The organism is Kitasatospora azatica KCTC 9699, from assembly GCF_000744785.1.
In the GTDB taxonomy this organism is placed as follows: domain Bacteria; phylum Actinomycetota; class Actinomycetes; order Streptomycetales; family Streptomycetaceae; genus Kitasatospora; species Kitasatospora azatica.
The window spans coordinates 1,475,091-1,494,277 of sequence record NZ_JQMO01000002.1; the positions used below are offsets into that span (position 1 = coordinate 1,475,091).

The window sequence follows — 19,187 nt, forward strand, 5'->3', positions numbered from 1 at the left end:
TCTCTTGAGTGGCACTGGAGTTGGCCACAATGTCGAAATGGCGTCAGCTGGCGGCGGCAGTTACTGACCAGTTCGGATCAGTCGTCGCCGCAAACCACTTCGAGCTCGAATCCCTGACCGTCCACCAGGTGCACCGTCGGGCCGGTGTCCACCCGCAGCGTCCAGCCCGCGGCGAGGGCGGCGCTGACGGCGGCTCGGGAACCGTGCACCGCGAGGTGGTTGAGCCCCGCGCGCAGCCGGTCGTGCTCACCGGGACGCAGCGCGGGCGACTGCTCCAGCACCAGGTACCCTCCCCCGGCCTCCGGCCCGGAGGAGCCCCAGCCGAGCCGCCAGCTGCGCCCGGTCGCCCAGCTCTGGAACGGCGTGCAGCCGAGCGCGAGCAGCACCGGGGCCCACTGCTCCTCGGCCAGCACCAGGCTCTCCACCCAGAGCTCGACATGGTGGAACAGTCCCGTGCGCGGCCCGGTCATGCGGATCCCCCCTTGGTCGCCCTCGAATCTAGCCGACCGCTCAGCTCCCGACCGGGAAGACCTCGCAGCCCGCCTCCGGGAGTTCCTCGATCACCTCGTTGGCCGCCGCCGGGACGCCCAGCTGGGTCACCGCGGCGCGGACCGCCGCGCGGGCCTGGCGCAGGCCCGGGGCGCCCCAGCCGAGCAGCTCGACCGCCAGGCCGGGGGCGACCAGCAGTCGGCGGTAGTGCCGGCCGGAGGCCGGGTCGGGCAGGCTCGGGCCGACCTCGCGCAGCACGGCCGCCATCCGGACCCGGGCGCACTCGTGGCCGTTGTTGGCGGAGCCGATCCGGTCGTAGAGGTACCCGAGGTAGTGCGCCGGACCGATCACGGCCTGCGCCTCCTCGGCCGCCTCGCGGGCCAGGGCCGCCGCCGGGTCACCGCCGTCCTCGGCCTCCAGCGAGCCGCCGGGCAGGCTGACGATGCCGTCCTTCGGGTTGACCAGGGTCAGCACCCGCCCGTCCGGGGCGAAGAGCCAGCCCCAGGACTGCTTCACCGGCAGCCAGTCCGGCACCGGCTCCCCGGGCCGCCAGGGCCACCCCGCGGCGGGCCGACGCCGGATGCGCCCGAGCAGATCCGCGATCTCCGCGCTGTACTCGATCCGCTGCATGGGGCCCCCTCCGGGTCTCGGGCACCTCGGGCCGGCTGTCCTGGTGCGGTGGCCGGCGCCGTCGCGTGGATCGGGGGTCGCGCGTGGTCCGACCTGTTGATCTTCCCCGAACAGGCGGTCGATGAACAGTCCTCACGCCCGCATGGGGCACCGGCGTGGTGCGCATGAGCTGAGGTGACTGGAATCAGTTGTACATTCATATGAGTTTGCGTGGACAGCCTTGTGGCACCCGCCCGCCCCCTGCACAGTCGGACCGCTCCGATCACCGGATGCCATTGCCCGGCCTACACCGCGGACCTCGTGAACCTGACCGTCACCGACGTCGTCACCGGTGCCACCGGCTCCGCCCAGTTCGGGTTCTACTGCTACGTCATGGCGCCGTAACTCCCGTCACCCGCTGCCGGAGCGCCCGGCAGCGGGTCCCGCGCAGAGCGTCCCCGGCGTCCCGCGTTTCACGAGTGGCACAGGACTGTCGGCGGCTCCTGGAATACTCGGTACGGATTCGGGCGGACGGGGAGTGCGGACAGGGAGCGTGGCGGGCATGCGGGCGAGGTCGGGGCGATGAGACTGCTGCACACCTCCGACTGGCACCTCGGCCGCTCCTTCCACCGCGAGAGCCTGCACGACGCCCAGCGGGTCTTCCTCGACCACCTGGTGGCCGTGGTCGAGGCCCGGAGTGTCGACGCCGTACTGGTCGCCGGCGACGTGTACGACCGGGCGCTGCCCGGCCTCGAGGCGGTCGCCCTATTCGACGAGGTGCTGCACCGCCTCGCCGCCCTCGACGTCCCGACCGTCTTCATCAGCGGCAACCACGACTCGGCGCGCCGCCTCGGCGTCGGCGCCGGCCTGATCCAGCGCAGCGGCATCCACCTGCGCACCGACCCCGACGCGGTCGGCACCCCCGTCCTGCTGGCCGACCGGCACGGCCCGGTCGCGGTCTACGGGCTGCCGTACCTGGAACCGCTGCTGGTCCGCGAACGGTTCGGCCTGGAGCGCGGCGGCCACGCGGCCGTGCTCGGCGCGGCGATGGACCGGGTCCGCGCCGACCTCGCCGAGCGCCCGTCCGGCACCCGGGCCGTGGTCCTCGCGCACGCCTTCGTCACCGGCGGCGCGGCCAGCGACAGCGAGCGGGACATCGCCGTGGGAGGCGTGGCGAGCGTGCCCGCCGAGGTCTTCGACGGCGTGCACTACGCGGCGCTGGGCCATCTGCACGGCGCCCAGACCCTCGCCCCGCACCTGCGCTACAGCGGCTCGCCGCTCGCCTACTCCTTCTCCGAGGCCCGCCAGCGCAAGACCATGTGGCTGGTCGACCTCGCGGCCGACGGCTCGGTCGAGGCCGAGCGGATCCCCTGCCCGGTCCCCCGCCCGCTCGCCTGCCTGCGCGGGACGCTGGAGGAGCTGCTCACCGACGCCCGGTACGCCGAGCACGAGGAGTCCTGGGTGCAGGTCACCCTCACCGACCCCGGCCGCCCCGCCGAACCGATGGAACGGCTGCGCCGCCGCTTCCCGCACACCCTGCAGCTGCTCTTCGAACCCGCCGGGGAGCCCGGCGACGGCGCCGTCTCCTACGCCTCCCGGGTACGCGGCCGCAGCGATCTGGAGGTGGCCGAGGGCTTCGTGCGGCACGTCCGGCCGGGTGTCGAACTGGGCGGCGCCGAACGCCACTGGCTGCGCGAGGGATTCGAACAGGTCCGCACCGACCAAGAACGCCGCGCGGAGCTGCCCCGATGAGGCTGCATCAGCTGACCGTCACCGCCTTCGGCCCGTTCGCCGGACGCGAGCGGGTGGACTTCGACGCGCTCGCGGCCGGCGGCCTCTTCCTGCTGCGCGGCGCCACCGGCGCGGGCAAGAGCAGCGTGCTGGACGCGGTCTGCTTCGCGCTCTACGGCGAACTGCCCGGCAGCCGCCGCGCCAACCGGATGCGCAGCGACCACGCCGACCCGCAGCAGCTCACCGAAGTCGTCCTGGAACTGACCCTGGGCGGGCGCCGGCTGCAGATCACCCGGCTGCCCGAACAGCGCCGCCCCAAGAAGCGCGGCACCGGCTGGACCACCGAGAAGGCGCAGACCCTGCTGCGCGAGTGGGTCGCCGACACCGGCGAAGGGCAGCCCGGCTGGCGGGCCGCCAGCCGCTCGCACCAGGAGACCGGCGAGGAGATCCTGCGGCTGATCGGGATGAGCCGCGAACAGTTCTGCCAGGTCGTGCTGCTCCCGCAGGGCGACTTCGCGCGCTTCCTGCGGGCCGACGCCACCCAGCGCGCCGAGCTGCTCGGCAAGCTCTTCGATACCGAGCGGTACCGCCGGGTCGAGGGCTGGCTCGGCGAGCGCCGCCGCGAACAGGAGACCGTCGTCCAGGCCGACCGCCGCCGCCTGCGCGAACTGGTCAGCCGCACCGAACAGGCCGCGGGAGCCGGCGCCGGTTCGGCCCGGCCGGCCGAGGAATGGCTCCCGGCCGAGGGCGAGGCAGCCGACGACGCCCTCGCCCAGGCCGCGCTCGGCTGGGCGGCGGTCCTTCGCGGGGACGCCGCGGAGTGGCTCACGGTCCGCCGCTCGGCCCTGCTCGCGGCCGAGCAGCGGCACGCCGCGGCCGAACGCGAGCTGACGGCCACTCAGGACCTGGCGCACCGGCAGGCCCGGCACAGCGAGGCGGTCCGCCGAGCGGCCGCCCTCGCGGCGGGGGAAGCCCGGGAGGCCACCGAACGGGAACGGCTGACGCTGGCCCAGGCGGCGCTGGCCGTCGAGTCGGCGCTGCGCGGACACGCCCAGGCCGACACCGCGTACCAGCACGCCCGGGCAGCGGAGGAGCACACCCGAACCCGCCTGGCGCACCACCAGCAGGCCTCCACCACCCCATCGCCGAGCTCGCCGGGCCCCGCCTCCCAGCCGCTCGACCCGCAGGCCCCCGCCCCCCGCCTCGCCGCCACCGAGGCGGCCGTCCGGGCCGCCATCGGCCGGCTCGAGGCGGCCGCCGCCGACGAGCGCCGGCTCGCCGCCCTCGCCGGCGAGCAGCGGCGCGAGGCCGGGGAGCGGCAGCGGGCCGAGGAGCTCGCCGAGGAGGCCGCAGGCTGGCTGGCCGACCACGAGGCCGAGGCCGAGGCCCGCGCGCTCCGTGAGGAGGCGGCCCGCGCGGCGGCCGCCCAGGTCGAGCAGCTGGCCGCCCGCCGCACCGAGCTCCAGCAGCGGCTCGCCGCCGCCCAGCGCCGCGACCAGCTGCACACCGCCATCGACCAGCAGGAGCGCGGCCTCCAGCAGCTGCGGGACACCGCCCTGACCGCCCGCGAGCACACCCTCGACCTGCGCCAGCGCCGACTCGACGGGATGGCCGCCGAGCTGGCCGGCCGGTTGCGGTCCGGCGAGGCCTGTCTGGTCTGCGGCTCCCCCGAGCACCCGGCCCCGGCCACCAGCACCGCAGCGCCCGTCCGAGCCGCCGACGAGCAGGCCGCCGCAGCCGCCCAGCTGGCCGCCGAGCGCGAACACGCCCGGGCCGAGGGCGAGCTGACGGAGCTTCGCCTGCGGCAGGCCACCGCCACCGCGACAGCCGGCGACGAGCCCACCGGGCAGCTCGGCCTGCGCCTCACCGAGCTGACCACCGAACACCGGACCGCGGTGCGCGCCGCCGAGCAGCTGACCCTGCTGCTGCAGGAGCGCGAGCGCCTCGCCCACCGTCAGCAGCAGTACACCGCCCAGCTGCAGCAGGCCCGCGAACGCGCGGCCGCCCGCACCGCGAGTCTGGAGGCGCTGGCCGACCAGCGCGCCAAGCTGGCCGAGCAGGTCGCCGAGGCCCGTGGTGACGCCCCGTCAGTGGCCGAGCGCTCGGCCCGGCTCGGCCGGCTGGCCGAGGCGCTGGCCGCCGCCGCCCAGGCCGCCCGGACCACCGAGCAGGCCGCCGCCCGGCTGAAGGAGAGCGCGGACGAGCTGGCCCGGACCGCCCGCGAGGCCGGGTTCGCGACACCCCAGGAAGCGGCGGCCGCCGTGCTGCCCGCCGAGCAGCTCGCGGCGCTGCGCCGGCGGCTGGAGGACAGCGCCGCCGAGCACCGGACGGTCGGCGAGGAGCTGAGCCGCCCCGAGCTGGTCGCCGCCGCGGCCGCTCCCCCGGCCGATCCGGCGCGCGCCCAGGCGGCGCTGCACGCCGCCACCGACGCCCTGCGGGGCGCCTCCGCCGCCGAGCACGCCGCCCGCGAGCGGTGCGAGGCGCTGCGCGCGCTCGGCCGGCAGCTGGCCGCCCTGGCGGTGGAGCTGGCGCCCCGGCTCGCCGCCTTCGGCGAGATCAGTCGGCTGGCCCAACTCGCGGGCGGCACCAGCGTGGACAACCGGCTGAAGATGCGTCTGGAGTCGTACGTGCTGGCCGCCCGGCTGGAGCAGGTGGCGGCCGCGGCCAGCACCCGGCTGGTCCGGATGTCCGGCGGCCGCTACACCCTGGTGCACAGCGACGAACGCGGTGCGGGCGGCCGCCGCTCGGGCCTGTCGCTGCTGGTGGTGGACGCCTGGACCGGAACGGAACGGGACACCGCGACCCTCTCGGGCGGCGAGAGCTTCTTCGCCTCCCTCGCGCTGGCCCTCGGCCTGGCCGACGTGGTGACCGACGAGGCCGGCGGCATGCCGCTGGACACCCTCTTCATCGACGAGGGCTTCGGCACCTTGGACGAGCAGGCCCTGGAGGAGGTCATGGACGTCCTGGACGGCCTGCGCGAACGCGACCGCGCCGTCGGCATCGTCAGCCACGTCGCCGACCTGCGCCAACGCATTCCCGCCCAGTTGCTGGTCCGCAAGTCCCGGCAGGGCTCCACCCTCCAGCTCACCGGCCCCGACGCCCCCTGACGGGCCGGGCCGCGGCGCGAGAAGGGGCCGGGCCGCGGCGCGAGAAGGGGCCGGGTCTCAGCCCGAGCAGGCGATGCGTCCGGCCTGCTGCCAGGCGCACACCGCGCACAGGGTGGCACCGGCGGTACCGGCCGGGTACTCGGTCGGCTCCCCGCACAGCACGCAGTCCGCGCGGGGGCCGCCGGCGTCCTCGGCGGGCGTGAGCGCCTGCAGCGGGTCGACGTCGGCGGGCTCGCAGTAGGGGGCGGAGTCGGCGGTCATACCGGCCATCATCCCAGGAAGGAGAGCCGGAGCGTACGGTGCGGGTTGTCGCCGTTGGTGTCGATCAGCACCACGGACTGCCAGATCCCCAGCGCCATCCGCCCGCCGATCACCGGCAGGGTGGCGTGCGGGGCGACCAGGCCGGGGATCACGTGGTCGCGGCCGTGGCCGGGGCTGCCGTGGCGGTGGCGCCAGCGGTCGTCGGCGGGGACCAGCTCGCGCAGCAGGGCCAGCAGGTCCTGGTCGCTGCCGGCGCCGGTCTCCAGTACGGCGACGCCGGCGGTGGCGTGCGGGACGAAGACGTTGAGCAGGCCGTCCCGGCCGGCCGCCACCTCGGTCAGGAAGTCCGCACAGCGCTCGGTGATGTCCAGCGCGACCTCGCGGTCGCCGGTGGTGATCTCGAAGGTCTGGGTCTGGAAGCTGTCGGCCATGGCGCCATCCTGCGCCGGGAGCGGCGCCCAGGACAACACCCCACTCACAGTGCGGACACGCCGACAACCCGATGGGCGATCGCCCATCGGGTTGCTGACAGAAAGCCCTACTAGCCCCGGCTGCCGAAGAGGCTGCGCTTGAGGCGCCGGAGCGGGGCGAGCAGGCGGATCCGTGTGGTGCTGCGGCGCGGGGCGGCCAGGGTGCTCACGCCACGGGGCGTCAGTTCCCTTATCAGACCGAGGGCCTCGACGGTGTCGACCGCGGGGACCGCGGGCGCGCCGAGCACCGCCAGGTGACGGTCGATCCGCCGCCCGGTCGCGCCCACACCGCACTGGATGGCCGGCACGCGGGGCCTGCTCCGCACTTGCATGTGTTCCATAGTTTCCCACCCCTACGAGGCGCCAGGGCCGTGAGGCGAAGACTATCCGTGAGAGACGGTCCTCACGCAACCGTCCTGGTGTGCTGCCACCGTATCGTGTGATGACAACTCACGTGGCATCAGGGACGGCTGGCTCGGTCACGACTGAGCATCGATCAGGGCAAAACCGACCGAAGCCGTTCCCCTGACGTCATGTCAGGTCCGTTTGTCTCGGGTCCGCCGGCAGAGCGGAGACTCCGGCTCCGGAAAGTCCGTGGCACGGCGACGGCCATTCCCTCTTATGAGACTGAGTGTCAACACGGGAGCGGCGAGGATGCCCGGCAATGCCCTGAATCCAATATTCAGAAACTGAACGAACATGGGGGATTGACGAGCCCGTTACATCCAAGCAGTATCTGTTCCAACGCGGATTCACTGAGCGAAAGCCTTGAGCTGCGTTCGATAGATGAACACATGATCTGATTGCTTCCACCATCCCCTGGGTCCACTGTCCGGCCGCCTCGACGCTGCGGTGGCCAGGCTCCGGGAGGGTGGCGGATCGGCGGTCGGCCGTTGAGGGTCGGCTGGGCCGCCACAACCGACTGCCGGTGTCGTCCGCCCACGGGCGCGGCACCGGCGGTCGCCGTTGACCCGCCGATGCTCGATGCCCTCGACCGGTGAACGCTCGATAGGGTGTGCCGGTGCCCGTCCTCCTCAGCATCGTCGTCCCCGTCCACGGGGTGGAGCAGTTCCTCCCCCGCTGCCTGGACTCCATCCTCAAGGACCAGACCGCCACCGACTTCGAGGTCGTCGCGGTGGACGACCTCTCCCCCGACGGCTGCGGCGCGATCCTGGACGAGTACGCCGCCCGCGACCCGCGCCTGCGGGTCCTGCACCTCACCGAGAACCAGGGCCTCGGCGGTGCCCGCACCGCCGCCCTGCCGCAGGTGACGGGCGAGTACCTCTGGTTCGTGGACAGCGACGACTGGCTGCCCGACGGCGCGCTGGACGCGGTGCTCGCCGAGGTCCGCAAGAAGGACGTCGACGTGCTGCTCACCGGCTTCGACCACGTCTACCCCGACGGCAGCACCGAACCCAACCCCTGGCGCCACCTGCTGGCCGGCTCCCCGCTGGAGCGCCCCGAGGGGGCCACCCTGCGCGAGCACCCGGCGATCCTGCAGACCGTGCTGTCGGTGTGGAACAAGGTCTTCCGCCGGGCCTACCTGGACAGCCTGGACGTCGCCTTCGGGCGCGGCTACTACGAGGACATCTCGGTCACCTACCCGGCCCTGCTCGCCGCGCCGCACCTGCGCTACCTGGACCGCTCCTGCTACAACTACCGGCGCGGGCGCCCCGGCGCGATCACCGCCACCGCCTCGCCCAAGCACGCCGACGCCTTCGTCCAGTACGACGCGATCTTCGCCTTCCTGGACCGGCACCCGGAACTGGCCGACCTGCGCACCCTGGTCTTCGACCGGACGGTGAAGCAGGCGCTGACCGTCTACGACTCCCCCGGCCTGGTCCCGACCGAGCTGCGCAAGGAGTTCTTCCGGCGGATCACCGCGCACTTCGCCGAGCACCGGCCGCCCGGCTACCGCTACCCCGGCGGCCTGCGCGGCATCCAGTACCGGCTGGCGGCCCGCGGCGCCCGCCTCCCCTACGACGAGCTGCGCCGCACCGGCCGGCTCTCCCGCTCCCTGCGGCGGCCGCGGTAAAGCGCAGTATGCGCACCGGAACCGCTGTGACACCGCTCACGCCACCGGCACGCGCGTGGGAGCTGATGGTATGAAAGTTCCTTCCAGGAACGGCGATGGGGCCGGACCGGCCGATCCGCGCAGACCGGTACCCGGGGAGGGACCATGATCAAGCTCGTCACCAAGCTCGTGCTCAAACCGCTCTCCAAGGCGATCTACCGACCGCAGGTGGAGGGTCTGGAGAATGTGCCGCGCAAGGGTGGCGTGATCCTGGCCAGCAACCACCTCTCCTTCATCGACAGCGTGGTGATCCCGCTGACGGCGCCGCGTCCGATCAGCTTCCTGGCCAAGGCCGAGTACTGGCAGGGCAAGGGCGGCAAGGGTCGGATCGTCCGCAGCTTCTTCGAGGCGATCGAGGCGGTCCCGGTGCGGCGCGGCGAGATCCACCTGGCCCAGGCCGCGCTGGACGCCGCACTGGAGGTGCTGAACGACGGCAAGGCCTTCGGCATCTACCCCGAGGGCACCCGCTCGCTGGACAAGCGGCTCTACCGGGGCAAGACCGGGGTGGCCTGGCTGGCCCTGACGGCGGGTGTGCCGGTGGTGCCGGTGGCGCTGGCGGGCACCGACGAGATCCAGCCGGTGGGCACCAGGCGGCCGCGGATCCGCAAGGTGACGGTCCGTTTCGGCGAGCCGCTGGACTTCTCGCACCTGCACGGCCAGGCGCGCAACGCGCGGGTCCGCCGCCAGGTCACCGACGAGGTGATGGCGGCCATCCACGCGCTCTCCGGCCAGGAGCTGGCCGAGGTCTACAACGAGGTGCCCAAGGCCGCCTGAACAGGCACCAGTTCGTGCTGGACCTGCTGGACCTGCTGGACCTGCTGGAGTTCCTGGGCCTCCTGGGCCTCGTGGACTAGCTGGGCCTCCTGGGCCTCCCGGCTCTCCTGGGCCGGCCGTTCCCGCTGCGGATCCGTCCCCTCCCGGCGCAGCAGCGCGGCGTAGCGCCCGCCCAGCTCCAACAGCTCCTGGTGGGTTCCCAGTTCGACCACTCGGCCATGATCGAGCACCGCGATCTGGTCGGCCTGTCGGACCGTGGAGAGCCGGTGCGCGATGGTGATCGTGGTGCGGCCCACCGCGAGCGCGTCGATCGCCTGCTGGACGGCTCGCTCGGTCTGGTTGTCCAGCGCGCTGGTGGCCTCGTCCAGGATCAGCACCGGCGGGTTGCGCAGGATGGTCCGGGCGATCGCCAGGCGCTGCTTCTCGCCGCCGGAGAAGCGGTAGCCGCGCTCGCCGACCATGGTGTCGTAGCCGTCCGGCAGGCCGGCGATGTGGTCGTGGATCTGGGCCGCGCGGGCCGCCTCGACCAACTCGGCGTCGGTGGCCTCGGGTTTGGCGAAGCGCAGGTTCTCCGCGACCGAGGCGTGGAACAGGTAGGTCTCCTGGGCGACCACGCCGACGGCGGCGGAGAGCGTCTCGAAGGCGAGGTCGCGCACGTCGGCGCCGTCGATGGTGACCCGGCCGCCGGTGACGTCGTAGAGCCGGGGCACCAGGTAGCTGAGCGAGGTCTTGCCGGAGCCGGTCTCGCCGACCAGGGCCAGTGAACTGCCGGCCGGGACGGTCAGGTCGATCTCGGACAGGGTGCCGGCCGGCCGCTCGGGGTCGTAGCCGAAGTCGACCCGCTCGAACCGGACCTCGCCGCGCACGGCGGGCAGCCGGACCGCCTCGGCCGGTTCGGCGATCTCCACCGGCAGGTCGAGGTACTCGAAGATCCGCTGGAAGAGCGCCATCGAGGTCTGCACCTCGACGCCGGTGGAGAGCAGCGAGACGGCGGGGCGGAAGAGTGCCTGCTGCAGCGAGACGAAGGCGACCAGGGTGCCGATCGAGACGATCGGGGCGCCACCGGCGGCGGTCAGGCCGGCCGCCCAGTAGATGACGGCGGGCATCGCGGCCATCACGATCTGGATCGCGTTCATCCGCCAGCGCCCGGCCATGCTGGCCCGCACCTCGAGGTCGGCGAGCTGGTCGGACTGCTCGGTGAACTCGCGGGACAGCGAGTCGGAACGGCCCATGGTGCGGCCGAGCAGGATGCCGCTGACCGAGAGCGACTCCTGGACGGCGGAGGAGAGCACCGCGAGCTGCTTCTGCCGCTCGGAGGTGATCTTCTTGCGCTCGCGCCCGACCCGGCGGCTGATCCAGGCGAAGACCGGGAGCAGCAGCAGCGAGACCACGGTGAGCCGCCAGTCCAGCGCGACCATGGCGACCACGGTGGCGACCACGCTGGTCAGGTTGGAGACCAGCGAGGTGGCGGTGGAGGTGACGGTGGACTGCATGCCGCCGATGTCGTTGGCGATCCGCGACTGCACCTCGCCGGTGCGGGTGCGGGTGAAGAAGGCCAGCGACATCCGCTGCAGGTGGCTGTAGACGGCGGTGCGCAGGTCGTGCATGACCCGCTGGCCGACCGTGGTGGAGATCAGCGTCTGCAGGACGTTGAAGACGCTGTTGACCACGGCGGCCGCGATCATGCCGAGCACCAGCAGGCTGAGCAGGCCGGTGCGGCCCTGCGGGATCGCGATGTCCAGCACGGCGCGGAGCAGGAACGGGGTGGTCACCGAGACCACCGCGGAGGCCGCGACCAGCAGCCCGACGACGGCGAGGCGGCCCCGGTAGGGGCGGAACAGCGCCAGGATCCGGCGCAGCTGGGCGGGCGGCTGGGGCTGGCCGGCCTCCTTGGCGGGCGGCGTCCAGTCGATGGTGTCGGGCCTCATCGGACCTCCGTTGGCAGGCAGCATGAAGAGGATAGCTCATTGTTAGCAAAACTAATAATGAGCTATCCCCCACGCTCTATTCCCCCAGCAACCCTCGGCGCCCGCTCAGTACACGCGCGGCCTTGTCAGTACGTGCGCGCGGCCTTGGACGAGACCCCGCCCAGGCCCCCCGCCGGCAGCAGCCGGGCGATCGCCACCACGAGCTTGTACCGCTTCCCGGGCACCGACAGGCTCCGTCCCCGGGCCAGGTCGCGCAGCGCCTCGTCCACCACCCGCTCGGCGGACAGCCAGCTCCAGGACGGGATGTTCTTGGTCCCCATCCCGGCCCGCTCGTGGAACTCGGTCCGGGTGAAGCCCGGGCAGAGCGCCAGCAGCCGCACGCCGGAGCCGCCCAGGTCGCGCAGCACCCCCTGGGTGAAGTTGACCACCCAGGCCTTGGTCGCGCCGTAGGTGCCGCGCGGCAGGAAGGCCGCCACCGAGGCGACGTTCACCACCCCGCCGAAGCCGCGCTCGCGCATCCCGGGCACCGCCGCGCTGGTCAGTCGCAGCACTGCCTCGACATGCACCTTGAGCATGTCCAGCTCCTGCTCCAGCGGGACCTCCAGGAAGGCGCCGCGGTGGCCGAAGCCGGCGTTGTTGATCAGGATGCCGACCGGCTCGGCGCTGTCCTTGAGCCGCTTCTCGACCGCGCTGATCCCCTCATCCGTTGCCAGATCGGCGGTCAGCACCTCGGTCTTCACGCCGAACCGCTCGCGCAGCTGCTCGGCGGCCTCGGTCAGCCGTGCGGTGTCCCGGGCGACCAGCACCAGGTCGTGACCGTCCGAGGCCAGGCGGCGGGCGAAGGCGGCACCGATACCGGCGGTCGCGCCGGTGATGAGGGCAGTTGTCATGGACTGACGCTATCGGACCCGGTGCGGCGTGCGAGTAGGATCTGGCCCGCCCCCGATCGAAAGGCCCGCACCGCCGATGGCCCCTCGCCTCTCCGTCGTCGTCCCGATCTACAACGTCGAGCGCTACCTGCGGGAGTGTCTGGACTCGATCGCCGCGCAGACGTTCTCCGACTTCGAGTGCGTCCTGGTGGACGACGGTGCCACCGACTCCAGCGCGGAGATCGCCGCGGAGTACGTCGCCGCGGACGCGAGGTTCCGCCTGGTCCGGCAGGAGAACAAGGGCCTGGGGGCGGCCCGCAACACCGGCTGGCGCCACCTGACCGACGGCACCGAGTACCTGGCCTTCGTGGACAGCGACGACACCCTGCTGCCCGGGGCCTACCAGCTGATGACCGAGACGCTGGACCGGACCGGCTCGGACTTCGCGGCCTGCAACGCCGACCGGTTCAACTCCACCGGGCACCGTCCCTCCGGCGCGCACACCAAGCCGTTCCGCAGGACCCTGCTGAAGACCCACGTCACCGAGGTCCCGGCGCTGGTCACCGACCGCACCGCGTGGAACAAGGTGTACCGGCGCAGCTTCTTCGACGGCGCCGGGCTGCTCTACCCGGAGGGCATCCTCTACGAGGACGCCCCGGTCAGCGTCCCGCTGCACTACCTGGCGCAGAGCGTGGACGTGCTCTCCGACGTGCTCTACAACTGGCGCGAGCGCGAGCCCGACGACCCGTCGATCACCCAGGGCCGGACCAACCCGCGCGGCCTGGTGGACCGGGTCCGCTCGATGGAGCTGGTCCGCGAGTGGCTGAGCTCGCGGGACGAGCCGAAGTTCGCCGAGAACCTGCGCTCCTACGACCACAACTGCCTGGTCGAGGAGATCCCGATGTTCTTCTGGTGGGTGCCGGACGGCGACAAGGCCTACCGCGCGCTCTACCAGGAGCACGTCTCCCGGCTGCTGCGCGAGATCGGCGTGGAGCGGATCGCCCGGCTGCGCAGCAGGCCGACCCGGGTGAAGTACCAGCTGACGCTGGCCAACCGGATGGACGAGTTCGTCGCGGTGCAGCGCCTGCAGCGGCTGTACCGGCGCGGCCAGCGGCTGCGCCGACGGGTCACCGCGCGGGTCTGAACGGCCCCCGAGAGCCCGGGGCTTGCTTTGGAAGACCCCGGGCTCGGCTTCGCCTCAGCCGACCCGGCCCCGGTCACGGGCGGCCTCGTCGGCCGCACCGCCCGCGCCCACCGCGCGCAGCCGGGTGGCGGCCGTGGCGGCCAACCTCGGGGCGAGCCGGGCCACTTCGCGGGAGCCGACGGCGGCGATCAGCGGCGGCAGCAGCCAGCGCACCGGCTGCATGCCGCGCAGCCAGGCCTGCGCGTAGACATGTGCGGAGCGGCGGGCGATCCCGGCCACCAGGCGGTCCACGGCCGGGCCGATCGGGTAGGTGCGGTTGGCCGGCCAGGGCAGCTTGGTCCGCATCTCGCGCAGCACGTCGTCCTGGTCGGCCCCGCGCACCATGTCGGTGTCGGTCCAACTGAGGTAGCCGACACCGACCTTGACGCCCTGGTGGGCGACCTCGGCGCGCAGCGCGTGGGCGAAGGACTCCACGCCCGCCTTGCTGGCGCAGTAGGCGCTCATCAGCGGGGCCGGGGTGATCGCGGCCAGCGAGGCGATCTGCAGCAGGTAACCGCGGCTCTCGATCAGCGCGGGCAGGAAGGCCCTGGCGGTGGTGACGCTGCCCAGCAGGTTGACCTCGATCACCCGGTTGAAGGCGGCCGGGTCGCTGTCCAGCAGCGGGCCGCCGATCGCGATCCCGGCGTTGGCCACCACGGTGTCGATCCGGCCGTACTTCTCCTTGATCCCCTGGGCGGCGACGCTGAGTTCGGTCAGGTCGGTGACGTCGGCCTGCCACCAGCTCGCCTCCGGACCGCACTGCGCGGCGGCCTCCTTGAGCAGCTCCGGTTCCAGGCCGACCAGCGCCACCCGGGCGCCGCGGTCGGCGATCTTGCGGGCCATCAGCGCACCGAGGCCGCGGGCGGCCCCGGTGACGACGACCACCTGCGCGTTCAGTGGCGCAGCAGCTCGACTCAGGGGTCCCTCGCTTCGCTCGCTCATGCGACTTCAGTCCTCTCGGCAGAGCTCAGGTGGGTGCTGACGAGGCGTCGGATCTCCGAGGACACCTCGTCCGGGCGCTCCAGCGGCGCCATGTGGCCGACGCCGGGCAGCTCCAGGTAGCCGTCGTTGCTGCGCAGCGCGGTCCGCATCGCCCGCGCCTGCACCGGCGGGGTCAGCTTGTCGGCGGTGCCGACCACGATCGCGGCCGGCGCCTCCAGCATGGTCAAGCCCGGCCGTACGTCCAGCCCGGCCAGCACCCGGCCCCAGCGGGCCCGTGCCGAGGCCGGGCAGGCGTGCACGATCTCGGCGCAGGCCTGCACCTGGTCCCGGGTGGCCGCCCTGCCCATCACGGCGTGCTTGAGCACGGCCTTGCCCACCGGGGTGACCGGCCCGAGCGGCAGCCGGGAGTGCAGGATCTGCCGGGTCAGCAGTCGCCGCAGGCCGGCCGGCGCTCGCTCCGGGACCACCAGCGCGTGCTCGACCAGGTCGGCCGGGCCGGTGCTGCAGAGCAGCGCGGCGGCGGTGCGCGCGGCGATCGCGCCGTGGCCGCCGGCCGCCATGATCGTCATCCCGCCCATGCTGTGGCCGGCCAGCACGGCCCGCTCGCCCTCCGGCACGAAGTGGGTGACCACGGCCTCCAGGTCCTCGGCCAGCGCCCGGGTGGAGTAGCCGTGCCGGGTGGCCGGGATGTCGCTGCGGCCGTGGCCGCGCTGGTCGTAGGCGAGCACCCGGTGGTCGGCGGCCAGCCGGTCGATCACCGGCGCCCAGAAGTCGGTATTGCAGGTCCAGCCGTGGGCCAGTACCACCCGTGGGGCGCCCTCGGGGCCGTAGGCCTGGGTGTTCAGCCAGGTGCCGTCGGCGGAGCGGACCCGGGTCCGCCGGAAGTCCTGGGTCATGCGGAGACCTCCTGGGCAGGGGCGGCGGCCGGGGTGGGCTGACGCTTGATCAGGTCGTACTCGGTCAGGTCGAGGCGGCGGGTGGCGCGACGGAAGGAGCCGGTGGAGCCGGGCCACAGGGTGGTGTTCTTGCCGTCCTCGGTCAGGTACCAGCTGCGGCAGCCGCCGGTGGTCCACACCGTGCGTGCCATCTTGTGCTGCAGGCGCTGGTTCCAGTGCCGTTGGGCCCGCCGGGTGGGCTGCAGGGCGGTGGCGCCGACCGACTGAAGGGTGGTCAGCGCATCGATCAGGTAGTTCAGCTGGGACTCGATCATCAGGATCATCGAGCTGTTGCCCAGCCCGGTGTTGGGGCCGATCACGAAGAACAGGTTGGGGAAGCCGCGCACGGTGGAGCCGCGCAGCGCCTCCATGCCCTCCTTCCACTCCTCGGCCAGGCTCTGCCCCTCGGCGCCGAAGACCTTCGAACCGATCGGCATGTCGGTGACGTGGAAGCCGGTGCCGAAGATGATCACATCGGCCTCGGTCTCGGTGCCGTCGGCGGCGACCAGGGTGCTGCCGCGCACCTCGCGCAGACCGCTGGTGACCACCTCGGTGTTGGGGGCCGCGAGCGCCGGGTAGTAGGTGTGGCTGAGCAGGATCCGCTTGCAGCCGATCCGGTAGTCCGGGGTGAGCTTGGCGCGCAGTGCGGGGTCGCCGATCTGCTGGGCCAGGTGCCGCTCGGCGAGGCGCTGGACCAGGCGCAGCGCGCCGGGACGGCGTACGAAGGCGTCCACCTGCAGCTCGCGGACGGCGAACAGCACGGCGCGGCGCAGCGCGGCGGTGGCCGGGACGGCGCGGTGGATCCGCTTCTCCAGCGCGCTGATCTCGCGGTCGATCTTCGGCAGCACCCAGGCGGGGGTGCGCTGGAAGACCGTCAGCCGGCCGACCTTGGGTTGGATCGAGGGGACGATCTGGATCGCCGAGGCACCGGTGCCGACCACCGCGACCCGCTTGCCGGTGAGGTCGAACTCGTGGTCCCACTGGGAGGAGTGGAAGACCTTGCCGGGGAACTCCGGCAGGCCCGGGATCTCGGGGATCTGCGGGGCGGAGAGCGGTCCGGTGGCGGAGACCACGGCGTCAGCCGTCCACTGGCCCTGGCTGGTGGTGACCCGCCAACGGGTCTGCTCCGGCTCCCAGCGGGCCTCGGTGACCTCGTGCCGCAGCCGCAGGTGCGGGCGCAGGCCGTAGGTGTCGGTGACCCGCTCCAGGTAGGCGCGGATCTCCTCCTGGCCGGAGAAGCTGCGCGGCCAGTCGGGGTTGAGCGCGAAGGAGAAGGAGTAGAGGTGCGAGGGCACGTCGCAGGCGCAGCCCGGGTAGCTGTTGTCACGCCAGGTGCCGCCGACCGAGTCGGCCCGCTCCAGGATCACGAAGTCGGTGATCCCGGCCCGGCGCAGTCGCACGCCGGCGCCGATCCCGCCGAAGCCGGAGCCGATCACGGCGACCCGCACGTGCGGGACTGCGCTGTCGTGGCGCTGCGGGTCTGGGGTGGTGCGCGGTTTGGGGGTTCGGGCTGCCATCCGGCGGGGTCCTCTCTGGGCGCACGAGGGTGGCTCGGTGGGTGAGCGTAGAGGAGAGTGATCGCGCCAGTAATCACTGGCACGGTTGGTAGGGTAGCTGTTGACACTGGTTCTAGTAAGGGGGCAGGAGTGGCGAAATTCCAGGGCGCCTCGCCCTATGCTGGCCGCGTGGCGCAGACCGAGAACGAGCCGGGGCAGCCCCGCGAGTACCGGGTGGAGGAGCTCGCCGAGGCCGCCGGCATCACCACCCGCACGCTGCGCTTCTACCGCGAGCGCAAGCTGCTGCCGCCGCCGCGCAAGCAGGGCCGGATCGCCTGGTACGGCGAGTCGCACCTGACCCGGCTGCGGGTGATCGCCGAACTCCTGGACCGCGGCCACACCCTGGGCGGCATCGCCGAACTGATCGGTGCGGGCGAGAGCGGCCAGGACGTCGCGGAGCTGATCGGCCTGGCCGACGCGATCACCTCGCCCCTGTCGGACGAGACCCCGGTCTCCCTCGGCTGGGACGAACTGGCCGCCGCCTTCGGCGACCAGCTGACCGAGGCCAACACCGCGAAGTCGCTGGCCCAGGGCTACATCACGGTCACCGAGGACGGCATCACCCACGTCAGCCGCCGGCTGATGGACGCCACCGTGGCGCTGATCGCCGAGGGCATCCCGCTGGCCGCCGTGCTGGACGCCAGCCGCGAGGCCCAGGAGTACGCCGACGCGGTGGCCGAGGTCTTCGTCGGCCTGATCCGCGACCAGCTGCTCGGCGCCCTGCGGGGCGATGAACCACTGCCCCCGGGCGAGGCGGCCCACCTGACCGAGCAGCTGCACCGGATCCGGCCGCTGGCCCGGACGGTGGCGGACGCGCAGTTCGGCCTGGCGCTGGACCGGCGGGTGCGCGCGGAGTACGAGGGGCTGCTGCAGCGCCGACACTGAGGACTGGATGATCATACGATTACGGTCCGTGCTCGGTCCGTTCTACCGTCGAGACTCACCCGCTGGTTGCTCACCTGTGGGGTCGACGACGGGGAGGCGGGCGCCCCGGGTCGACCCGATGGGGGGCGTCCATGGCCGCCGTGGGGAAGTTCCGTACCGCCGTTGGACTGACCGGGGGTCGGGTCCTGACCTGGTCCCTGTTCGGACGCCTGCCGGCCGCGATGGCTCCGATCGGGACCCTGCTGATGGTCAGTCAGCAGACCGGCAGCGTCTGGCGCGGCTCTGCGGTGACCGGTGCACTGGCGCTTGGCCAGGCCGTCGGCGGGCCCCTGGTGGGCCGAGCCGCTGACCGGCGAGGCCAGCGGCGGATCGGCCTGCCGGCCGCCGCAGTCAACACGCTGGCCCTGCTCGCCCTGGTCGCCGCCTCCCAGTTCGACGCCGCACTCGGCTTGCAACTGCTGATCGCTGCTACCGCCGGCCTCTCCGTCCCGGCCGTCGGCCCGCTCTCGCGCAGCCGCTGGCTCTGGCTTGCCGAGGGGAAGGCCGAGCAGACCTCGGCCGCACTCTGGCTGGACGGCCTGATCGACGAGATCAGTTTCACCACCGGCCCCGCGATCATCGGCCTGCTCGCCGCGCTGTTCGCACCCGCCGCCGGGATGCTGCTGGCGGCCGCCCTGGTCGGCTGCTGCGCCACCCTCTTCGCCCTGCACCCGACCGCACCGCCCGGCGCGGTGGTCACCGCCACCCGGCCCGCCTTGAGCGCGCCGGTCCGGCTGCTGACCGTGCCGTATGTGCTGCTGTTGGCCGGCATGGCGCTGCTCGGGGTCGGCTTTGGTTCGATCCAGGTCGGCGTCACCGCGACCACCGTGCACCTCGGCCACCCGGGCACGGCCGGCCTGATCTACGGCCTGATGGGCGGAGTGAGCGCTTGCTCAGGCATCGCGATGGCCGCGCTGCCGACCCGCTTCGACCTGCCCGCCCGGCTGCGGGCGGGCACCGTACTGCTGCTCGCCGCCACCCTGCTGCTTCCGCTGATCGGCGACACGTTGGGCGGCCTGGCGGTGGCGGTGGGCTGCGTCGGACTGGCCATCGCGCCACAGATGATCACCATGTTCGGCCTGGTCGAGCGGACCGTGCCCGGAGCCCGGCTGGGCGAGGCGATGGCCGGCCTGGTCAGCAGCATCACGCTCGCCCAGTCGGCCGGCACCGTACTGGCCGGCTGGGCAGCCGACGTCGGCGGCCCGGCCGCCCCTTTCGGCGTGAGCTGCGGCGCCGCCGGCGCGGCCCTCTTGCTCGCGGCCACCACCGCCACCGCGCGCCGCTACGCCCAGCCGGCGGGGGTCATCGCCTGAAGGGGCTCCGGGACGAGCGAGT

General features: G+C 73.1%; 18 protein-coding genes. 8 read left to right on the top strand and 10 right to left on the bottom strand.

Features of this window, described 5'->3' with window-relative positions; all coding sequences use genetic code 11:
• Nucleotides 1-77: 77 nt before the first annotated feature.
• Both BR98_RS06890 and BR98_RS06895 read right to left on the bottom strand, forming a co-directional pair.
• Nucleotides 78-470, bottom strand: a complete 393-nt coding sequence (locus BR98_RS06890; RefSeq protein ID WP_035841142.1) for a VOC family protein — start codon at nucleotides 468-470, stop codon at nucleotides 78-80.
• A 40-nt stretch (nucleotides 471-510) separates the two neighbouring features.
• Nucleotides 511-1,119 (bottom strand): NUDIX domain-containing protein, encoded by a 609-nt coding sequence (locus tag BR98_RS06895; protein ID WP_063774714.1) that lies wholly within the window; start codon nucleotides 1,117-1,119, stop codon nucleotides 511-513.
• Between the two features lie 210 nt (nucleotides 1,120-1,329).
• On the opposite strand from BR98_RS06895, the gene BR98_RS39040 reads away from it, so the two are divergent.
• The 3 genes from BR98_RS39040 to BR98_RS06905 all read left to right on the top strand — a co-directional run bounded on the left by BR98_RS39040 (nucleotide 1,330) and on the right by BR98_RS06905 (nucleotide 5,936).
• Nucleotides 1,330-1,503 (top strand): hypothetical protein, encoded by a 174-nt coding sequence (locus BR98_RS39040; RefSeq protein WP_157537450.1) that lies wholly within the window; start codon nucleotides 1,330-1,332, stop codon nucleotides 1,501-1,503.
• A gap of 177 nt (nucleotides 1,504-1,680) precedes the next feature.
• A complete protein-coding gene (locus BR98_RS06900; protein ID WP_035841145.1) occupies nucleotides 1,681-2,850 on the top strand; it encodes an exonuclease SbcCD subunit D in 1,170 nt (389 codons plus the stop codon).
• Complete coding sequence (locus tag BR98_RS06905) at nucleotides 2,847-5,936, top strand: AAA family ATPase (RefSeq protein ID WP_035841147.1); 3,090 nt, start codon at nucleotides 2,847-2,849, stop codon at nucleotides 5,934-5,936. Before BR98_RS06900 ends, BR98_RS06905 begins: the two co-directional genes overlap by 4 nt.
• Before the next feature lie 57 nt (nucleotides 5,937-5,993).
• On the opposite strand, the gene BR98_RS06910 is transcribed toward BR98_RS06905, so the two are convergent.
• The 3 genes from BR98_RS06910 to BR98_RS06920 form a co-directional block, all read right to left on the bottom strand.
• Complete coding sequence (locus BR98_RS06910) at nucleotides 5,994-6,197, bottom strand: hypothetical protein (RefSeq protein ID WP_035841149.1); 204 nt, start codon at nucleotides 6,195-6,197, stop codon at nucleotides 5,994-5,996.
• Between the two features lie 8 nt (nucleotides 6,198-6,205).
• Nucleotides 6,206-6,628, bottom strand: coding sequence for a YjbQ family protein (locus tag BR98_RS06915; RefSeq protein WP_035841152.1), 423 nt, complete (start codon nucleotides 6,626-6,628; stop codon nucleotides 6,206-6,208).
• Nucleotides 6,629-6,738: 110 nt separating this feature from the next.
• Entirely contained in the window at nucleotides 6,739-7,008 is a 270-nt protein-coding gene (locus BR98_RS06920; RefSeq protein WP_035841154.1) for a hypothetical protein, read from the bottom strand.
• Nucleotides 7,009-7,688: 680 nt separating this feature from the next.
• Between BR98_RS06920 and BR98_RS06925 the strand changes: the two genes are divergently transcribed.
• Both BR98_RS06925 and BR98_RS06930 read left to right on the top strand, forming a co-directional pair.
• Nucleotides 7,689-8,702: a glycosyltransferase family 2 protein gene (locus BR98_RS06925; RefSeq protein ID WP_198042135.1), complete on the top strand. Its 1,014-nt coding sequence runs from the start codon at nucleotides 7,689-7,691 to the stop codon at nucleotides 8,700-8,702.
• Nucleotides 8,703-8,846: 144 nt separating this feature from the next.
• Nucleotides 8,847-9,515, top strand: coding sequence for a lysophospholipid acyltransferase family protein (locus tag BR98_RS06930; protein WP_035841157.1), 669 nt, complete (start codon nucleotides 8,847-8,849; stop codon nucleotides 9,513-9,515).
• On the opposite strand, the gene BR98_RS06935 is transcribed toward BR98_RS06930, so the two are convergent.
• On the bottom strand, nucleotides 9,488-11,443 hold the full coding sequence (locus BR98_RS06935) for an ABC transporter ATP-binding protein (RefSeq protein WP_083976066.1): 1,956 nt from the start codon (nucleotides 11,441-11,443) through the stop codon (nucleotides 9,488-9,490). The two genes, BR98_RS06930 and BR98_RS06935, sit on opposite strands and share 28 nt — an antisense overlap.
• A 125-nt stretch (nucleotides 11,444-11,568) precedes the next feature.
• Nucleotides 11,569-12,333, bottom strand: coding sequence for an SDR family NAD(P)-dependent oxidoreductase (locus BR98_RS06940; RefSeq protein WP_035841158.1), 765 nt, complete (start codon nucleotides 12,331-12,333; stop codon nucleotides 11,569-11,571).
• 76 nt (nucleotides 12,334-12,409) lie between these two features.
• On the opposite strand from BR98_RS06940, the gene BR98_RS06945 reads away from it, so the two are divergent.
• Complete coding sequence (locus BR98_RS06945) at nucleotides 12,410-13,456, top strand: glycosyltransferase family 2 protein (RefSeq protein ID WP_035841160.1); 1,047 nt, start codon at nucleotides 12,410-12,412, stop codon at nucleotides 13,454-13,456.
• A gap of 54 nt (nucleotides 13,457-13,510) precedes the next feature.
• Here the strand turns inward: BR98_RS06945 and BR98_RS06950 are convergent, their stop codons facing one another.
• The 3 genes from BR98_RS06950 to BR98_RS06960 are packed head-to-tail and all read right to left on the bottom strand — an operon-like array spanning nucleotide 13,511 to nucleotide 16,889.
• A complete protein-coding gene (locus BR98_RS06950) occupies nucleotides 13,511-14,437 on the bottom strand; it encodes an SDR family oxidoreductase (RefSeq protein ID WP_157537452.1) in 927 nt (308 codons plus the stop codon).
• Nucleotides 14,434-15,333 carry an alpha/beta fold hydrolase gene (locus BR98_RS06955; RefSeq protein ID WP_035841163.1) on the bottom strand — a complete coding sequence of 300 codons (900 nt, stop codon included), beginning with the start codon at nucleotides 15,331-15,333 and terminating at the stop codon, nucleotides 14,434-14,436. Before BR98_RS06955 ends, BR98_RS06950 begins: the two co-directional genes overlap by 4 nt.
• A complete protein-coding gene (locus BR98_RS06960; protein WP_083976068.1) occupies nucleotides 15,330-16,889 on the bottom strand; it encodes a flavin-containing monooxygenase in 1,560 nt (519 codons plus the stop codon). The genes BR98_RS06955 and BR98_RS06960 overlap by 4 nt, the downstream gene beginning before the upstream one ends.
• Nucleotides 16,890-17,057: 168 nt before the next feature.
• On the opposite strand from BR98_RS06960, the gene BR98_RS06965 reads away from it, so the two are divergent.
• On the top strand, nucleotides 17,058-17,813 hold the full coding sequence (locus BR98_RS06965; protein WP_051969384.1) for a MerR family transcriptional regulator: 756 nt from the start codon (nucleotides 17,058-17,060) through the stop codon (nucleotides 17,811-17,813).
• Between the two features lie 131 nt (nucleotides 17,814-17,944).
• On the top strand, nucleotides 17,945-19,165 hold the full coding sequence (locus BR98_RS06970) for an MFS transporter (RefSeq protein ID WP_035841165.1): 1,221 nt from the start codon (nucleotides 17,945-17,947) through the stop codon (nucleotides 19,163-19,165).
• Nucleotides 19,166-19,187: the final 22 nt, after the last annotated feature.